The following is a 17,924-nucleotide window of genomic DNA, read 5'->3' on the forward strand; positions in this document are numbered from 1 at the left end:
CCGCAAACGCGGGAGAGCCGCAATCCCCTAAAAGCAAATAATTTCATTGTCAGGCAAAATTGGCCGTCCCGAGCAAATGGTTAACCCAACGTAAATTCATCTTGACAATTGCGGGAAACGGTCTGAATTTATGAAAAAAATTTCACTCTCTTGAAAGAGAGCGGCGCGCGGAGGATTCGGAACCGGGCGCCCGGAAAAGGGGAAAAACCGATGTCAGACCTGCAGCAGCGCATCGAAGCGCTGTACCGTTCCGACTTGCGCGGAGCCGCGTTGCTGATCATCTGCCTGTGGGCGACGATCCTCTTCGTGCTCTTCATGACATGGCCGTACATTCCGCACGACGGCATCAAGGCGGTCGTCGCGATTGCCGCCGCCGCCGTGCTGATCTTCAACACGGCCGCGATCCTGGCGATGGTCAAGCACTACAAGGAAGACAAGGACTTCATCTACGGTCTCGACATCAAGAACGCCGACGCGTCCCGCAACCGCAAGTCCTGAGGGGTACAACGCATGTCCCGCTATACACCGCCGGAGCAGAGCAAGGCCGGCCAGGTTTTCGACATCGTGGTCGTGGTGGTCGCCATTTTCGTGGCGCTGTGGCTGCCGCTGAAACTGGGCCTTGCCGGAGCCGCCAAATCCATCGACGCGCTCGACGCCAAGACTTGGGAAGCGCTTGGCCAGAACCCGACAATGGCCTCGATCTGGGAAAAGCTCGGCTACACGCCCGAGACCGCGCACGACATCATCCAGAACCGTTTCCACTATGTCATCGACTGGCCGACGCTGATCATCATGGCGGCGGTACTGATCGGCTATTTCGTCTTCCTGTTCCGTGCATCCGATCGCGAATATCGCGAAGTCATCAACGAGAAATTCGACGACAAGTAAAAGTTCTGGCGACGAGTCATCGGGGACACGATCATGTGGATGGCACTTTCTTACGCAAGCTGGGGCATCTCGATCTTGCTCGCGCTGTGGATGGTCTACGACTGGTTCAAGGTCGATACGACCTATTCCGAGGACGTTCTGACCTCGTCACGCGAAGGCGAGCTTGAAGCCGTTTCCGAAAAACACCGGATCTGAGTGGGGATTGAACGATGACGGTCGCGCTTGAAACGGCAGAAACGGTAGTGCATGGCGACAGGGTCTCGCTGCTCAGGGTGCTTGGCCCTTCCCATGTCTGGGCCCTCGGCGTGGGTATCGTTCTGGTGGGCGAATTCACCGGCTGGAATTTTGCCGCCGACAAGGGCGGCACGCTGGCGGCGCTAATCGTCTGCTGGATCGTCGGGCTGCTCTACACCTCGGTCGCCATGATCGATTCCGAGGTGACGTCGACAGTTGCCGCCGCCGGAGGCCAGTACGCGCAGGCAAAGCACATCGTCGGGCCGTTGATGGCATTCAACGTCGCGCTGTTCCTGGTCTTCGCCTACACCATGCTGGAGGTTTCGGACGCGATCCTGCTCGGCGATACGATCGTCGCCAAGGCGGGGGTCGAGGGGCTGAACCACAATGCCTTCATCGCCGCGACCATCGTCGTGCTGGCCTGGCTCAATTACCGCGGCGTGCTGATGACGCTCAACGTCAACTTCGTCATCACCGCCATCGCCTATGTCTCGATCGTCATCCTGTTCTTCTCGGTCAGCCCGTGGACGCAAGGTGCCGTGCTGAAGCTGAACGAACTGGTCACCCCCGCCAATGCGCTGCCCTATGGCTGGATCGGCGTCATCGCCGCCTTCCAGTTCGGCATCTGGTTCTATCTGGGCATCGAAGGCACCACACAGGCCGCCGAGGAAGTTCGCTCGCCGGCCCGCTCCCTGCCCTACGGCACCATGGCCGGCATGATCACGCTTTTGATCGCCGCCGCCATGACCTGGTATGTCTGTGCCTCGCTGATGCCCTGGGAGTATCTCGGGATCACCTACTACCCGCTGTGGGACGCCGGCAGGCTGACCGGCAGCCCGCTGCTCGAGAACCTGCTGTTCTTGGCCACGCTGCTCGCGGCCCTGGCATCGGCCAATGGCTGCATCAACGACGCGGCACGCGCCTGGTTCTCGCTCGGCCGCGACCGCTATCTGCCGAGCTGGTTCTCGGCCGTGCATCCCAGATACCGCACGCCTTACCGGTCGATCCTGTTCCTGCTGCCGATCGCGCTCGCCTTCGCCTTCATCGCCGACCTCAACCAGGCGATCACCTTCTCGATCCTGTCAGGCGTGCTGCAATACACTTTCATGAGCATCAATATCATGATGTTCCGCAAGAAGTGGCCGCTCGGCACGATCCGCCGCGGCTATACACATCCCTTCCATCCGCTGCCGGCAATCGTGCTGTTCTGCCTGTGCGTGGTGACTTTCTTCGCCATCTTCCTCGGCTTCGGTTCGCAGCTGAGCGCCATGGTCGCCTTCTACTTCCTGATCTCGCTTTGGTTCCACTTCTACCGCTACAAATTCGTGCGGCGTGGCGACCAGTTCACCATGCCCTGGCCGAAACCGCAGGGCTATTGATGGGAGTAGGCTCGCCCGGATCCGGGTGAGCCTGGCATGACAAAATGTCCGAAGTGACATCAGCACTGTTCGCCGGGGCCATTGTCCTGGCGCTTGTCCTCCATCTTGCGTGGCTGGCGCGTCGCGGCCGCAACAGGGTTTTGGCGGCGCTTGCCGCCGACGAGGCCGCCATCCGAACCGTAATCGCCGATGCGGCCAATGTTTCGGACGGCACCGCCGGTGTCATCACCTGGGAAGGATCGTGGAGCGGCCAGCGCGTTCAACTGCGCACCATCGTCGATACGCTGGCGACAAGAAAACTCCCGGCGCGCTGGCTCAGCGTTTCGATCACCGAAAAGGTGTCGGTGCAAGCCACGTTCGACATGATGATGCGGCCGGGCTCGCCGACGACCTTCTCCAATTTCGACCATCTCCAGCATACGCTGCCCAAAGCTCCGGGATTTCCAGCCGAGGCGGTGCTGCGGACCGACCGTCGAGGCACGCGTTTCCCGCAAGGCATCATCGCCGACCACCTGGAGCCCTTTTCGGAAGGGCGCGCCAAGGAACTGTTGATCACCCCTGGCGGCGTGCGCATCGTCTGGCTGCTGGCCGAGGCCGAGCGGGCACGCTACGGCGTTTTTCGGCAGGCCGCCTTCGGTAACGCACGGATCGATCCGACACTTGTTCAGCGGCTGCTCGTCTCCCTCTCGGAGCTGCGCGAGGCCATTAACCGCAGCGAACGGCAAGCCGCATGACCAGTTCCAACCCGAAGCCCGCGCCGGTGAACCCTTATCTCGTCCTGGGTTCGGCAATCGTGCTGCCGGCAAGCGGCCATGTCATTCTGGGCGTGCCGGTGCGCGGGCTGCAGTTTCTGTTCTTCATGGTGATCCTGGCCTGGGTGACCGTCAGGATCGCGCCGCCGGATGCCGGCTTCATCGGCCGTCATGCCGGTGGCTTCCTGATCTATGCCCTGTCGATCCTCGACGCCTACAAGCTCGCCCGCATCCGCCACGCCCGGTGGGTTCACAATGCCGTGCAGGACAGCGATAATTCGCATGGCGGCATTGCGCCGCATACGTAACTAGAGGAAAATTTTTTTCATATGATTGAATTCGAGCAACGCATTCGGTACATCATCTCTTAGCTACAAACGATCTCTTAGCTAGAAACGCCGGGAGGCTGACATGTGTGGAATTGTCGGACTGTTTTTGAAGGACAAGTCGCTGGAGCCGAAGCTCGGCGCGATGCTGTCGGAGATGCTGGTGTCGCTCAGCGATCGCGGGCCGGACAGTGCCGGCATCGCCATCTATGGCGCGCCCTCCAGGAATGAAGCCAAGATCACCATCCAGTCGGCAACTCCGGCGCGCGATTTTCGCGACCTCGATACCGAGCTTGCCAAAGCGATCGGTGTGCCGGTGAGCATCGCGGTGAAGTCGACCCATGCCGTCGTCAGGACAACGCCTGCCAAGATCGACGAGGCGCGCGAGGCGATCCAGGCGCTGCGCCCCGACATCCGCATCATGGGCGCCGGCGACGTGGTCGAGATCTACAAGGAAGTCGGTCTGCCGGAGGCGGTCGTCGATCGCTTCGATGTCCGCAAGATGGCAGGCACGCATGGCATCGGCCACACCCGCATGGCGACGGAATCGGCGGTGACGACGATGGGCGCGCATCCGTTCTCGACGGGCGCCGACCAGTGCCTGGTGCACAATGGTTCGCTCTCCAACCACAACAATGTCCGCCGCGAACTGGTTCGCGAAGGCATGAAATTCGAGACCGAGAACGATACCGAGGTCGCCGCCGCCTACCTCTCCTCGCAGATGGCGCATGGCAAGAATCTCGGCGAAGCGCTGGAAGGCACGCTTTCCGACCTCGACGGCTTCTTCACTTTCGTCGTCGGCACCAAGAATGGCTTCGGCGTGGTGCGCGACCCGATCGCCTGCAAGCCCGCCGTCATGGCCGAGACCGACCAGTATGTCGCCTTCGGCTCGGAATATCGCGCGCTGACCAAGCTGCCCGGCATAGACAATGCGAGGGTCTGGGAACCGGAACCCGCAACCGTCTATTTCTGGGAGCATTGAGTTCATGCCGGCAACCAAACTTTCGAAGGCAGCAACGCAAGACCACGCCTCCCGAATCTTCGATCTCGATGTGTCGTCGCTGCGCGAGCTCAACCAGGCGCTGCACAATCTGGCTCCGGGCTCGAATGAAACGGCATGGGAAGTGCTGCACCCGAAGGGCAGCCATTCGGTCGCCGTCGGGGTCGACCAGCCTGTTGCCATCGATGTGCGTGGCAGCGTCGGCTACTACTGCGGCGGCATGAATTCCGGCAGCACCATTACCGTGCATGGCTCGGCGGGACCCGGCGTCGGCGAGAACATGATGTCGGGTTCGATCATCGTGAAAGGCGATGCCAGCCAGTATGCCGGGGCAACCGGCAAGGGCGGCCTGCTGGTCATCGAGGGCAACGCGTCGTCGCGTTGCGGCATTTCGATGAAGGGCATCGACATCGTCGTGCACGGCAATATCGGCCACATGTCGGCCTTCATGGCGCAGTCCGGCAATCTGGTGGTGCTGGGCGATGCCGGCGATGCGCTGGGTGATTCCATCTACGAGGCGCGGCTGTTCGTGCGCGGCAAGGTCGACAGCCTGGGTGCCGACTGCATCGCCAAGGAGATGCGGCCCGAGCATCTCGAGTTGCTGCAAGGCCTGCTCGACCGCGCCGGCGTCACCGGTGTCAAGCCGTCGGAGTTCAAGCGCTACGGCTCGGCGCGCACGCTCTACAATTTCAATATCGACAACGCCGACGCGTATTGAGGCAGCATGACCTATCGCAACCCGCCGACGACGCCGCGCAAATCCGCGACCTTCGACGACTACACGCTTTCCGAAATCCGCCGTGCCGCGGCGACCGGCATCTATGACATCCGGGGCGCCGGCGCCAAGCGCAAGCTGCCGCATTTCGACGACCTCTTGTTCCTCGGCGCCTCGATCTCGCGCTATCCGCTCGAAGGCTATCGCGAGCGCTGCGACACCTCAGTCGTGCTCGGCTCGCGCCACGCCAAGAAGCCGATTGAGCTGAAGATCCCGATCACCATCGCCGGCATGAGCTTTGGTTCGCTGTCGGGCCCGGCCAAGGAAGCGCTTGGGCGCGGCGCGACGCTGTCAGGCACCTCGACCACGACGGGCGATGGCGGCATGACCGAGGAGGAGCGCGGCCATTCCAAGCAACTGGTCTACCAATATTTGCCGTCGCGCTATGGCATGAACCTGCGCGACCTGCGCCGCGCCGACGCCATCGAAGTCGTTGTCGGCCAGGGCGCCAAGCCGGGCGGCGGCGGCATGCTGCTCGGCCAGAAAATCTCCGACCGCGTCGCCGAGATGCGCACGCTGCCGAAAGGCATCGACCAGCGCTCGGCCTCGCGCCATCCCGACTGGACCGGCCCGGACGATCTCGAGATCAAGATCCTCGAACTGCGCGAGATCACCGACTGGGAAAAGCCGATCTACGTCAAGGTCGGCGGCGCCCGCCCCTATTACGACACGGCGCTCGCCGTGAAGGCCGGCGCCGATGTCGTCGTCGTCGACGGCATGCAGGGCGGCACGGCTGCAACGCAGGAAGTGTTCATCGAGAATGTCGGCCAGCCGACGCTTGCCTGCATCAGGCCGGCGGTGCAGGCACTCCAGGATCTCGGCATGCACCGCAAGGTGCAGTTGATCGTCTCCGGCGGCATCCGCAACGGCGCCGATGTCGCCAAGGCGCTGGCGCTCGGTGTCGATGCCGTCTCGATCGGCACGGCAGCCCTGGTCGCGCTCGGCGACAACGATCCCCGCTGGGAGGCGGAGTACAACGAACTCGGCACCACGGCCGGCGCCTATGACGACTGGCACGAGGGTCGCGACCCCGCCGGCATCACCACGCAGGATCCCGAACTGATGAAGCGGGTCGATCCGGTGGCCGCCGGCCGCCGGCTGGCCAACTACCTCAAGGTGATGACGCTCGAGGCGCAGACCATCGCCCGCGCCTGCGGCAAGAACAGCCTGCACAATCTCGAGCCCGAGGATCTCGTCGCGCTCACCATCGAAGCCGCCGCCATGGCTGGCGTACCGCTGGCCGGCACCAACTGGATACCGGGGAAGAACGGCTTCTAGCACATCACAAAATCCATAAGCGAGGGAACTACATAATGGGGAACGATCTCGCCGCATTCGCCAAGGAGAACGGCGTCAAATATTTCATGATCTCCTACACCGACCTGTTCGGTGGCCAGCGCGCCAAGCTGGTGCCGGCGCAAGCCATCGCCGATATGCAAAAGGACGGCGCCGGCTTCGCAGGGTTCGCCACCTGGCTCGATCTGACGCCGGCGCATCCGGATATGCTGGCGGTGCCGGATCCGGATTCGGTCATCCAGTTGCCATGGAAGCCTGACGTCGCCTGGGTCGCCGCCAACTGCATCATGGACGACAAGGAGGTCGACCAGGCACCACGCAACACGCTGAAGCGGCTGATCGCGGAGGCTGCCGGCGACGGCATGCATGTGAAGACCGGCGTCGAGGCCGAATTCTTCCTCATCTCCCCGGACGGCAGCGTTATCTCCGACAAGTACGACACGGCCTCAAAGCCCTGCTACGACCAGCAGGCCGTGATGCGCCGCTACGACGTCATCGCCGAGATCTGCGATCACATGCTGGCGCTGGGCTGGGGCCCCTACCAGAACGACCACGAGGATGCCAACGGCCAGTTCGAGATGAACTGGGCCTTCGACGATGCGCTCGCGACCGCCGACAAGCACTCGTTCTTCAAGTTCATGGTCAAGTCGGTGGCCGAGAAGCACGGCCTGCGCGCCACCTTCATGCCAAAACCCTTCCAGGGCCTGACCGGCAATGGCTGCCATGCTCATATCTCGGTGTGGGACAAATCGGGCAAGACCAATGTCTTTGCCGACAATTCGATGGAACTCGGCCTGTCGGCCAAGGGCAAGAATTTCCTCGGCGGCATCATGAAGCATGCCTCCGCGCTTGCCGCGATCACCAACCCGACGGTCAACTCCTACAAGCGCATCAACGCCCCGCGCACGATCTCCGGCGCGACCTGGGCGCCGAACACCGTCACCTGGACCGGCAACAACCGCACCCACATGGTGCGCGTGCCAGGCCCCGGGCGCTTCGAACTGCGCCTGCCGGACGGTGCGGCCAACCCTTATCTGTTGCAGGCCGTCATCATCGCCGCCGGCCTCGACGGCATCCGCTCGAAGGCCGATCCGGGCAAGCGCTACGACATCGACATGTACCAGTTCGGCCATACGGTGAAGGGCGCGCCGAAGCTGCCGCTCAACCTGCTCGACGCGCTGCGCGAGTTCGACAAGGACAAATCGCTGAAGACGGCGCTGGGTGAGGAATTCTCGTCGGCTTACCTAAAGCTGAAGCACCAGGAATGGAATTCCTATGCTTCGCACTTCACGCAATGGGAGCGCGACCACACGCTGGACATCTAGAAGCATCGGACCGAAAAGTGCGGAGCGGTTTTCGGGTGAATCCGATGCGTTAAGAAAAGGTCCCAGCGGTGCGAGCGGCCTCGGAATGAACTGATGAAATACTCGATCTTCTCGCTCGCACGTGCCGCCCTTTCCGGCCACAAGAACTGGCAGCGTACCTGGCGCGACGCCACGCCGAAGGATCGCTATGACGTGGTGATCGTCGGCGGTGGCGGCCATGGCCTGGCCACCGCCTGGTTCCTTGCCAGCGAATACGGCATCCGGAACGTCGCGGTGCTGGAAAAGGGCTGGATCGGATCCGGCAATGCCGGCCGCAACACCACCATCATCCGCTCCAATTATGGCCTGCCCGGCAATACCGGCTTCTACGAACTGTCGATGAAGCTGTGGGAGCGGATGGAGCAGGACCTCAACTACAATTCGATGGTCAGCCAGCGCGGCGTCATCAACCTCTACCATTCGGACGCGCAGCGCGACGCCTATGCGCGGCGCGGCAACACCATGCGCATCAACGGCATCGACGCCGAACTGCTCGACCTCGCGGCGGTCAAGAAGATGATGCCGTTCCTGAATTTCGACAATGCGCGCTTTCCCGTGCAAGGCGGGCTGTTGCAGCGGCGTGGCGGCACGGCGCGGCACGACGCCGTGGTCTGGGGCTACGCGCATGCGGCGAGCGGGCTCGGCGTCGACATCATCCAGAATTGCGAGGTGACAGGCTTTGTCAGGGACGCCAACGGCAAGGTAACCGGCGTCGAGACCTCGCGCGGCAGGATCGGCGCCGGCAAGGTCGGCATGGCGGTCGCCGGCTCCTCGTCGCGCGTCGCTGCGATGGCGGGCCTGCGCCTGCCGATCGAAAGCCATGTACTGCAAGCCTTCGTCTCCGAGGCGATCAAGCCGCTGATCCCAAACGTCATGACCTTCGGCGCCGGCCATTTCTACGTCAGCCAGTCGGACAAGGGCGGGCTGGTCTTCGGCGGCGACATTGACGGCTACAACTCGTATGCCCAGCGCGGCAATCTGCCCGTGATGGAAGACGTCTGCGAGGGCGGCATGGCACTGATGCCGATGATCGGCCGCGTGCGCCTGCTGCGCCAGTGGGGCGGCATCATGGACATGTCCATGGACGGCTCACCCATCATCGACAAGACGCCGGTCGACGGCCTCTACTTGAACGCCGGCTGGTGCTATGGCGGCTTCAAGGCAACGCCAGGATCGGGCTTTGTCTTTGCCCATCTGCTGGCCCGCGACACGCCGCATGAGGAAGCCGCACGGTTCCGCCTCGACCGGTTCCGGACCGGCGCCATGATCGACGAAAAGGGCCAGGGCGCCCAACCGAACCTGCACTGAGGACGGCCAGAAAATCATGCGTATTGTCTGTCCCTTCTGCGGCGAACGCGAACTCGGCGAGTTCACCTATCTCGGCGATGCCAAACCGGTGCGGCCGGCGGCGGATGCTGGCGAGGACGCCGTCTTCGACTATGTCTATCTGCGCGACAACATCGCGGGCGTGATGAGCGAGAACTGGTACCATGGCGGCGGGTGCCGGGCCTGGCTGAAGGTCACGCGCAACACGCTGACGCATGAGATTTCCGCGGTCGAACCGGCGGCGGGCGCCGGTGCCGCGAAGGTTGGCGCGTGATGGCCGGCGCGCAGACAAACCGGCTGGACAATGGCGGTCTCATCGACCGTTCGGCGCCGCTCAACTTCCGCTTCGACGGCAAGAGCTTTTCCGGCTTCCAGGGCGACACTCTGGCGTCGGCGCTCGTTGCCAATGGCGTCAAGCTGGTCGGCCGCTCGTTCAAATACCATCGCCCGCGCGGCATCCTGACATCAGGCTCGGAAGAGCCCAACGCGCTGGTTGAACTGCGCACCGGCGCCAGGCGAGAGCCTAACACCAAGGCAACGACGGCCGAGCTCTATGAAGGGCTTGAGGCCGCCAGCCAGAACCGCTGGCCGTCGCTGCGCTTCGACGTCATGTCGGTCAACCAGCTGTTCGCGCCGATCTTCGTCGCCGGCTTCTACTACAAGACCTTCATGTGGCCGGCGAAGTTCTGGGAAGCGATCTACGAGCCGGCGATCCGCCGCGCCGCGGGCCTTGGGCGCGCCGCCGGTGTTGCCGATCCCGACCACTACGACAAGGCCTGGGCACATTGCGATGTGCTGATCGCAGGCTCCGGTCCGGCTGGCCTTGCGGCGGCACTTGCCGCCGGCCGCAGCGGCGCCCGCGTCATCCTGTGCGAAGAGGATTTCGCGCTCGGCGGCCGCCTGCTCTCGGATGGCGGCACAATCGATGGCCTGCCGGCCGCCGAATGGCTGTCGCGGACCGTGGCTGAGCTCACGGCAATGCCCGATGTCCGCATCATGACCCGCACGACGCTGTTCGGCGTCTATGATGGCGGCACCTATGGCGCGCTGGAGCGGGTCAACGACCACCTGCCCTCGCCGCCCGAACACCAGGTGCGTCAGCGGATGTGGCGGATCGTTGCGAAGCGCTGTGTCGTCGCGGCGGGCGCCATCGAACGGCCGATCGTCTTTGCCGGCAATGACACGCCCGGTGTGATGATGGCCTCGGCGATGCGCACCTATGTCAAGCGCTACGCCGCCACTCCCGCAAAACGCGTCGCGCTGTTCACCAACAATGAGGATGGCTGGCGCACGGTCGAGACCGCACTCGCAGCCGGGCTGCAGATCGCCGCGGTCATCGACGCACGGGCCGACGTCTCCCCCGCCCATCGCTCGCTTGCCTCCAAGGGCGGCTTTCCGGTGCTGCACGGCGCTGTCAGCGGCGTTGACGGCGGTAAGGATGGTGGGAGGAAAATCGCCGTGTCGCTGACCGGTGGCGCACGCGCCGAGGTCGAGGCCGACGGGCTTGCCGTTTCCGGTGGCTGGAATCCGGCGGTCGGGCTCACCTCGTATCATCGCGGCCGGCCAAAATGGCGCGACGACATCGCCGCCTTCGTCCCCGACGGCGCACCTCCCGGCATGGTCGCGGCGGGTGCGGCCAACGGGGATTTCGGCCTTAGCACCTGTCTGAGCCAGGGCTTTGCCGCCGGCGCGGCGGCGGCGCGTGATACAGGACATGAAGGCAAGGCAGGCACCGCGCCCGGCGCCGACGACGAGGCGTTCTCATTAACGCCGCTCTGGCATGTCGCCGGCAAGGGCAAGGCCTTTGTCGACTACCAGCACGATGTCACCGCCTCCGACATCGAACTGGCGCAGCGCGAGGGTTTTGAATCGGTCGAGCATCTGAAGCGTTACACGACGCTCGGCATGGCGACCGACCAGGGCAAGACCTCGAATGTCGCCGGCCTCGCCATCATGGCTGATGTGAGCGGCCGCTCCATTCCCGATACCGGCACGACGATCTACCGGCCGCCTTATGTGCCGGTCGCCATCGGTGCTTTTGCCGGCCATCATCGCGACGAGACTTTCCACGCCACAAGGCTGACGCCGTCGCATCACTGGGCAGCCGAACAGGGGGCCGTTTTCGTCGACACCGGCCTGTGGAAACGCGCGCAATGGTATCCGCGCGCCGGTGAGAAGGACTGGCTGGAATCGGTGACCCGCGAAGTCAAGGCGGTGCGCGGTGGCGTCGGCTTCTGCGATGTCTCGACGCTTGGCAAGATCGACGTGCACGGCCCGGATGCTGGCGCTTTCCTCGACCGCGTCTACATCAACACTTTCTCCAACCTCGCCGTCGGCAAGGCGCGCTACGGGCTGATGCTGCGCGAGGACGGTATCGTCTATGACGACGGCACGACGTCGCGGTTGGCCGAGGACCACTATTTCCTCACCACCACCACCGCCAAGGCCGGACTGGTGATGCAGCATCTCGAATATTGCCGGCAAGTGCTGTTCCCGGAACTCGACGTCCAGTTGACCTCGGTCTCCGACCAGTGGGCGCAGTTCTCCATTGCCGGACCGAAAACCCGCGATCTGCTGAAGGAGATCGTCGACCCGGCGGAAGACCTGTCGAATGAAGGTTTTCCGTTCATGGGCGCGCGCGAAGTCGCCTTGCGCGGCGGTATCAAGGCACGGCTGTTCCGCATCTCCTTCTCCGGCGAGATGGCGTTCGAGATTTCCGTGCCGGCACGCTACGGCGAAGCGATGGCGCGCAATCTGATGCTGGCCGGCAAACAATTCGGCGTCACGCCTTACGGCACCGAGGCGCTTGGCGTGATGCGCATCGAGAAGGGTCACGTCGCCGGACCGGAACTGAGCGGCACGACGACGGCCGCCGACCTTGGCCTCGGCAAGATGATGTCCACCAAGAAAGATTTCATCGGCCGTGTCATGGCCGGGCGCGAGGCGCTTGTCGCGCCGGACCGTCAGGTCGTCGTCGGCGTCAAGCCCACGGACAGAGCGCGCCGGCTGCGCTCCGGTGCGCACATTATCCCGAAGGGGCAAACGCCCGGGCCAGGCAACGACCAAGGCTATATCACCTCGGTCTGCTTCTCGCCCACATCAGACCAGTGGATCGGGCTGGCGCTTGTCGAGCGCGGCCGCGAACGCATTGGCGAGATCGTCCATGCGCATGACCCGATACGCGGCGAAGACTATGATGTCGAACTGTGCAATCCCGTCTTCTACGATCCGGATGGAGGGCGCCAGCGTGGCTGAGTTTTCCTGGGACATCCGCAGCCCGCTCCACCGCGCGCTCGTGTCGGGTGCTTATGGCGCACGTGGCGATGCCGGCGTGTTGCTGACCGAGATCCGCAATTTCGACCTCGTCCAGGTGATGGCGCGGCGCGGCAAGGCAGCCGACATGGCCAAGGCCGCGAAGAGCAGGTTCGGCGTTGCCGCTCCGGAAACGCCGAACGCGATCGCGGCGGACGCAACACTGATCTGGTCGGGACCGGATCAGTTTTTCATCCTGTCGCAGGGCAGCAGGCATGGGACGGGAGCGCTTGCGCCTGCCTTTGCCGCATCGACGTCGCTGTCCGACCAATCGCATGCGCGCGTGCTGATCAGCATCTCCGGCGCCAAGGCACGCGCAATGCTGGCCAAGCTGTCTTCGATCGATCTGCATCCCGATACGTTCGCGGTTGGGGCGGCTGCCGCGACCTCGATGGATCACACCAGCGTCACGCTCTGGCGCGGCAATGACCGGGCGGATGGGTCGGCGGTGTTCAACGTTCTTGTGTTTGCGACTTTTGCCGAAAGCCTGTGGCACACGATGCTGGATTCGGCTGCGGAATATGGCGTCAATATCGAGCATTCCGAGGAACTGACTTAGCGCTTGTACGCGCCCTTCCCTTCTCCCCTTGTGGGGAAGCAAGAAGAGCAGCCGCCTTGCCAAACGCAACCGCGCTGCTATTCTTGCTGCTAAAATAATTTCACACACAGGCAAACTTGTTTCTCGAACCGCAAGGCTGAGATGAGCCAGTCGCCCTACCCCACGGTCACAGCAGGACCGCCGCGCCCAAGCCTCATCCTGAGGCCTGGGCAGATCGCGCTGCCGCCGGGCATGGAGCGCTACACGATCCAGGGCAATGGCGCGGTGCTGATCGAGGTCGAGGCCGGTGATACGATCACGGTCCGCAATGTCGAGGGTGGCCAGGCCTGCGAACTGCTGGCCTGGGACGCGACAGGCGTCACCGATGCCGCCATCCTCGGCGAAAGATCCAACAGCAACGCCGCCGGCATCAAGGCGTTGCTGACCGAGGGCGATGACAGTCTCGCTGCCCTGCGGCGGGGCATCGCGCGCCGGCAAGTTCAGCTTGACCAAGCCAAGGCAGTCCGCGTCTTCGGCAGTGCCACGCCTGCAGGCGCTGAACAGGGTTTTACCATCGCTCGCGACGGCTCGATGATCATCGCTGCCCCCGGCGGCCCGATGCTGGTCGATGGTCACGACACCGCCACACCGCTTACGGTTGTCGTGCGCCGCGCCACGATCCGCCTCAAACCAAAATCGCAGTTGGCCGATCCGCTCGCCGATCCGGTGCTCGACCTCAGGGTGCACTCGGCAACAGCCGAATCCTATTTCGTCAAGGCGGGCGACTATCTGCAGATCATCGATGTCGATGGGCGCCAGTGCACCGACTTCCAGTGCTTTTCGGCGCGCAAGCTGGACAAGGGCCTCGACCATCCGCTCGACGTGACCACGACGCGCACGCTGATGGGATCGAGCTATCCGATGCCTGGCCTGCATTCGAAATACTACGACCAGGACATGGAACCGCTGGTCGAGGTGGTGCAGGATACATGCGGCCGGCATGACGCCTTCGCGCTCGCCTGCGCGGCGAAATACTATGACGACATCGGCTATCCCGGCCACACCAACTGTTCGGAGAATTTCAACGGCGCCCTGGCCGGCAAGGGCGTCAATCCCCGCGCCGGTTGGATGGCGATCAACTTCTTCTTCAACACCGCAATCGACGCGCATGGTGTCATGGTCTCGGACGAGCCGTGGTCGCGCCCCGGCGACTATGTGCTGCTTCGCGCGCTGACCGACGTCGTCTGCGTCTCCTCGGCCTGCCCCGATGACACGACGCCGGCCAATGGCTGGGACCTGACCGACATCCACGTGCGGACCTATTCCGGCCAGCACAAATTCTCGCGAGCGATCGCCAGACGCATGACGCCCGATTCGGAACCGAAAATGACCCGCGAGACAGCCTTTCATTCGAGCTTTGCCAAGCACACCCGCAACTTCGCCGAGTACAGGGGCTATTGGCTGGCCAACTCCTTCGCCAAGGATGGGCCGATAGCCGAGTACTGGGCATGCCGGCAGGACGCGGTGATCATGGACCTGTCGCCGCTGCGCAAGTTCGAGGTCACCGGTCCGGATTCCGAAGCGCTGCTGCAATACACGCTGACCCGCGATGTGAAGAAACTCGGCGTCGGCCAGGTCGTCTACTCCGCCATGTGCTACGAGCATGGCGGCATGATCGACGACGGCACGCTGCTGCGTCTCGGCAAGGACAATTTCCGTTGGGTCGGGGGCGACGATCTTTCCGGCGAATGGCTGCGCGAGACGGCAAAAAAGCTCGACCTCAACGTGCTGGTGCGCTCGTCGACCGACCAGATGCACAATGTCGCCGTGCAGGGCCCAAAAAGCCGCGACATCCTCAGAGAAGTGATCTGGACTTCACCGTTGCAGCCATCGATCGATGAGCTCGAATGGTTCCGCTTCGCCGTCGCCCGCATCGGCGGCGGCAACGGCGTACCGATCGTCGTCTCGCGCACCGGCTATACCGGCGAACTCGGCTACGAGATATGGTGCCATCCGCGCGACGCCGAAAAGGTGTTCGACGCCATATGGGAAGCCGGCCAGCCGCATGGGTTGAAACCAATGGGCCTGCAGGCGCTCGACATGGTGCGCATCGAGGCCGGACTGATCTTCGCCGGTTACGAATTCTCGGACCAGACCGACCCGTTCGAGGCCGGCATCGGCTTCACCGTGCCGCTGAAGAGCAAGACCGATGATTTCATTGGCCGCGAGGCGCTGATCCGGCGCAAGGAAAACCCGCAGAACAGACTGGTCGGTCTCGACATCGACGCCAATGTCGCTGTCGGCCATGGCGATTGCGTCCATGTCGGCCGTGCCCAGATCGGTGTCGTCACCTCGGGCATGCGTTCGCCGGTCCTGAACAAGAACATCGCGCTGGCGCGGCTCGACGTCACCCATGCGGCCATCGGCACCGAGGTCGAGATCGGCAAGCTCGACGGCCATGCCAAAAGGCTGCCGGCGCGTGTCGTCGCCTTCGCCCACTACGATCCACAGAAGACCAGACCCCGTTCCTGAGCTCTGTGACCCTTGCCTTCTCCCCTCGTGGGGTGAGCAGCCGGTTCGCCGAAGGCGAATTCGTCGTGCCAGTGGCACGATGAAAGGCTAGCGAACGCCGGGACGCTGCGAAGCAGCGGGGACCCGGCAGGTGGATCGGCCCCCCCCCCCCGGCCCTTCGCAGGCTCAGGGCGCTCGAAGCTCGAAAAGCCAAGCAATTGGCTTTTCGTCCGCTACGCGAACCGCTTCTCACCCCACAAGGAGAGAAGGGAAGAGCGTGCGCGCGCAACCGTGATGTGCACGGTTTCACAAAACGCTTGACCTGAAAGCGCGTCGGATCAATCTTCACTCTTAAGAAAAAAATACGACTGAGTGGAAACATTGGAGTCGTGACGTCATGGGCCGGGGAGCAAGCTTCGCAAAGTCGAGGCATCGCCGGCGGGGAACATCGAAAAAGGGGAAGTCACTGACATGAGCACCATAAGTACGGCCCTGGAGCAGCCTGCCGAGAGCAAGCTGCTCAGGCATATCGACTGGCGCGGCGCCTTCTGGGTGGCAAGCGGCGTTCCGGCACTGGTTCTGTTTTCGATCGGCGGCATTGCCGGCACGACCGGGACGCTGGCCTTCCTGATCTGGACGGTGTCCATGATCATGGGTTTCCTGCAATCCTTCACCTATGCCGAGATCGCCGGCCTGTTCCCGAACAAGTCCGGCGGCGCCTCGATCTACGGCGCCACGGCCTGGCTGCGCTATTCCAAGTTCATCGCGCCGCTGTCGGTATGGTGCAACTGGTTCGCCTGGTCGCCAGTGCTGTCGCTCGGCTGCTCGATCGCGGCCGCCTATATCCTCAATGCGCTGGCGCCGGTGCCACTGTTTACCGAGACCTCGGCGGAAGTCGTCGCCTATATCGCGGCGCATGCCGGAACGGCGCCCGCCGACGCGATTGCAGCGGTGACGACCGCCGCGACGCCGGCAATCCGCAACTGGACGCTGTATAGCCACACGCTGGGTCCCGTCTCCTTCACCTTCAATGCGACCTTCTTCATCGGCGCGGTGCTGATGCTGATCATCTTCTCGATCCAGCATCGCGGCATCCTCGGCACCGCCAATGTGCAGAAATATATCGGCCTGCTGGTCATCGTCCCGATGCTGATCGTCGGCGTCGTGCCGATCTTCACCGGGCAGATCAACTGGGCCAACTTCTCGCCGCTCGTGCCGCTGGCCGCCGCCTATGCGCCAGACCCGGGCGCATGGAACACCGCCGGCTGGACACTGGTGCTCGGCGGCATGTTCATTGCCGCCTGGTCGACCTACGGCTTCGAGACCGCCGTCTGCTACACCTCCGAATTCAAGAATCCCGGCACCGACACCTTCAAGGCCATCTTCTATTCCGGCCTGCTCTGCATGTTGCTGTTCATCTTGGTGCCCTTCACCTTCCAGGGCGTGCTGGGCCTCAACGGCATGCTGGCAACGCCGATCGTAGACGGCTCCGGCGTCGCTGACGCGCTTGCCGGCATGGTCGGCGGCGGCAAGCTCATCCACAGCCTGCTGGTTATGCTGATGATCCTGGCGCTGGTGCTGTGCATCATGACGGCGATGGCCGGCTCGTCGCGCACGCTCTACCAGGGCTCGGTTGACGGCTGGCTGCCGCGCTATCTCAGCCACGTCAACGAGCATGGCGCGCCGACCCGTGCCATGTGGACCGACCTCTGCTTCAACCTGATCGTACTGGCCATCGCCTCGGCCGATGCGACGAGCTTCTTCTTCATCCTCGCCGTGTCGAACTGCGGCTACATCATCTTCAATTTCCTCAACCTCAATGCCGGCTGGATCCACCGCATCGACAACGGCCATATCGCGCGGCCATGGAAGGCGCCGACTTGGCTGCTCGGGATCGGAGCGATCTTCGCCTATGTCAACGCGATCTTCATGGGCGCCGGCGCCAAGGTGTGGAACCCGATGGCGCTGTGGGCCGGGCTGATCACCGCGGCGCTGATCATTCCGGTGTTCTGCTTCCGCCACTACATCCAGGACAAGGGCAAGTTCCCCGACCACATGCTGGCCGATCTCGGCATGACGGGAACTGACCTCTCGGTGAAGAAGGCAGGCATGCTGCCCTATCTGACGCTGGTCGCCGGCGTGGTGGTGATGCTGATCGCCAACTGGATATTCGTCATCTGACAGGGGCAACTTGAAAAGTGTCGGGCGCGCTTCGGCGCGCCC

Annotated in this window: 16 protein-coding genes; all 16 read left to right on the plus strand. The window is 63.4% G+C overall.

Annotated features, from left to right (window positions below; genetic code table 11):
* The first annotated feature begins 210 nt into the window (after positions 1 to 210).
* The 16 genes from MesoLj_RS28990 (at position 211) to MesoLj_RS29065 (ending at position 17,882) form a co-directional block, all read left to right on the plus strand.
* A complete protein-coding gene (locus tag MesoLj_RS28990; protein ID WP_056564288.1) occupies positions 211 to 498 on the plus strand; it encodes a hypothetical protein in 288 nt (95 codons plus the stop codon).
* 12 nt (positions 499 to 510) lie between these two features.
* On the plus strand, positions 511 to 888 hold the full coding sequence (locus MesoLj_RS28995) for a hypothetical protein (RefSeq protein WP_140769120.1): 378 nt from the start codon (positions 511 to 513) through the stop codon (positions 886 to 888).
* A gap of 39 nt (positions 889 to 927) precedes the next feature.
* Positions 928 to 1,083 (plus strand): hypothetical protein, encoded by a 156-nt coding sequence (locus tag MesoLj_RS29000; protein ID WP_202327623.1) that lies wholly within the window; start codon positions 928 to 930, stop codon positions 1,081 to 1,083.
* Positions 1,084 to 1,097: 14 nt separating this feature from the next.
* On the plus strand, positions 1,098 to 2,501 hold the full coding sequence (locus MesoLj_RS29005; protein WP_202323418.1) for an APC family permease: 1,404 nt from the start codon (positions 1,098 to 1,100) through the stop codon (positions 2,499 to 2,501).
* 44 nt (positions 2,502 to 2,545) lie between these two features.
* Positions 2,546 to 3,235: a hypothetical protein gene (locus MesoLj_RS29010; protein ID WP_202323419.1), complete on the plus strand. Its 690-nt coding sequence runs from the start codon at positions 2,546 to 2,548 to the stop codon at positions 3,233 to 3,235.
* Complete coding sequence (locus MesoLj_RS29015; protein WP_202323420.1) at positions 3,232 to 3,561, plus strand: hypothetical protein; 330 nt, start codon at positions 3,232 to 3,234, stop codon at positions 3,559 to 3,561. Before MesoLj_RS29010 ends, MesoLj_RS29015 begins: the two co-directional genes overlap by 4 nt.
* Positions 3,562 to 3,664: 103 nt before the next feature.
* Positions 3,665 to 4,561, plus strand: coding sequence for a class II glutamine amidotransferase (locus MesoLj_RS29020; protein WP_202323421.1), 897 nt, complete (start codon positions 3,665 to 3,667; stop codon positions 4,559 to 4,561).
* Between the two features lie 4 nt (positions 4,562 to 4,565).
* Positions 4,566 to 5,297: a GltB/FmdC/FwdC-like GXGXG domain-containing protein gene (locus MesoLj_RS29025; RefSeq protein WP_140769130.1), complete on the plus strand. Its 732-nt coding sequence runs from the start codon at positions 4,566 to 4,568 to the stop codon at positions 5,295 to 5,297.
* A gap of 6 nt (positions 5,298 to 5,303) precedes the next feature.
* Entirely contained in the window at positions 5,304 to 6,632 is a 1,329-nt protein-coding gene (locus MesoLj_RS29030) for an FMN-binding glutamate synthase family protein (RefSeq protein ID WP_010914750.1), read from the plus strand.
* Between the two features lie 35 nt (positions 6,633 to 6,667).
* Positions 6,668 to 7,975 carry a type III glutamate--ammonia ligase gene (gene glnT / locus MesoLj_RS29035; protein ID WP_140769132.1) on the plus strand — a complete coding sequence of 436 codons (1,308 nt, stop codon included), beginning with the start codon at positions 6,668 to 6,670 and terminating at the stop codon, positions 7,973 to 7,975.
* Between the two features lie 93 nt (positions 7,976 to 8,068).
* Positions 8,069 to 9,322, plus strand: coding sequence for a sarcosine oxidase subunit beta family protein (locus MesoLj_RS29040; RefSeq protein WP_140769134.1), 1,254 nt, complete (start codon positions 8,069 to 8,071; stop codon positions 9,320 to 9,322).
* Positions 9,323 to 9,338: 16 nt separating this feature from the next.
* The gene (locus MesoLj_RS29045) at positions 9,339 to 9,614 is read left to right on the plus strand and encodes a sarcosine oxidase subunit delta (protein ID WP_140769136.1); all 276 of its coding nucleotides are present in this window, start codon (positions 9,339 to 9,341) and stop codon (positions 9,612 to 9,614) included.
* Positions 9,614 to 12,595: a sarcosine oxidase subunit alpha gene (locus MesoLj_RS29050; protein WP_202323422.1), complete on the plus strand. Its 2,982-nt coding sequence runs from the start codon at positions 9,614 to 9,616 to the stop codon at positions 12,593 to 12,595. The genes MesoLj_RS29045 and MesoLj_RS29050 overlap by 1 nt, the downstream gene beginning before the upstream one ends.
* Entirely contained in the window at positions 12,588 to 13,211 is a 624-nt protein-coding gene (locus MesoLj_RS29055) for a sarcosine oxidase subunit gamma (RefSeq protein ID WP_202323423.1), read from the plus strand. The genes MesoLj_RS29050 and MesoLj_RS29055 overlap by 8 nt, the downstream gene beginning before the upstream one ends.
* Before the next feature lie 141 nt (positions 13,212 to 13,352).
* Positions 13,353 to 15,722, plus strand: coding sequence for a DUF1989 domain-containing protein (locus MesoLj_RS29060; protein ID WP_202323424.1), 2,370 nt, complete (start codon positions 13,353 to 13,355; stop codon positions 15,720 to 15,722).
* Between the two features lie 450 nt (positions 15,723 to 16,172).
* Positions 16,173 to 17,882, plus strand: coding sequence for an APC family permease (locus MesoLj_RS29065; protein ID WP_202323425.1), 1,710 nt, complete (start codon positions 16,173 to 16,175; stop codon positions 17,880 to 17,882).
* Positions 17,883 to 17,924: the final 42 nt, after the last annotated feature.

The sequence above is a fragment of the Mesorhizobium sp. 113-3-9 genome (assembly GCF_016756515.1).
In the GTDB taxonomy this organism is placed as follows: Bacteria; Pseudomonadota; Alphaproteobacteria; order Rhizobiales; family Rhizobiaceae; genus Mesorhizobium.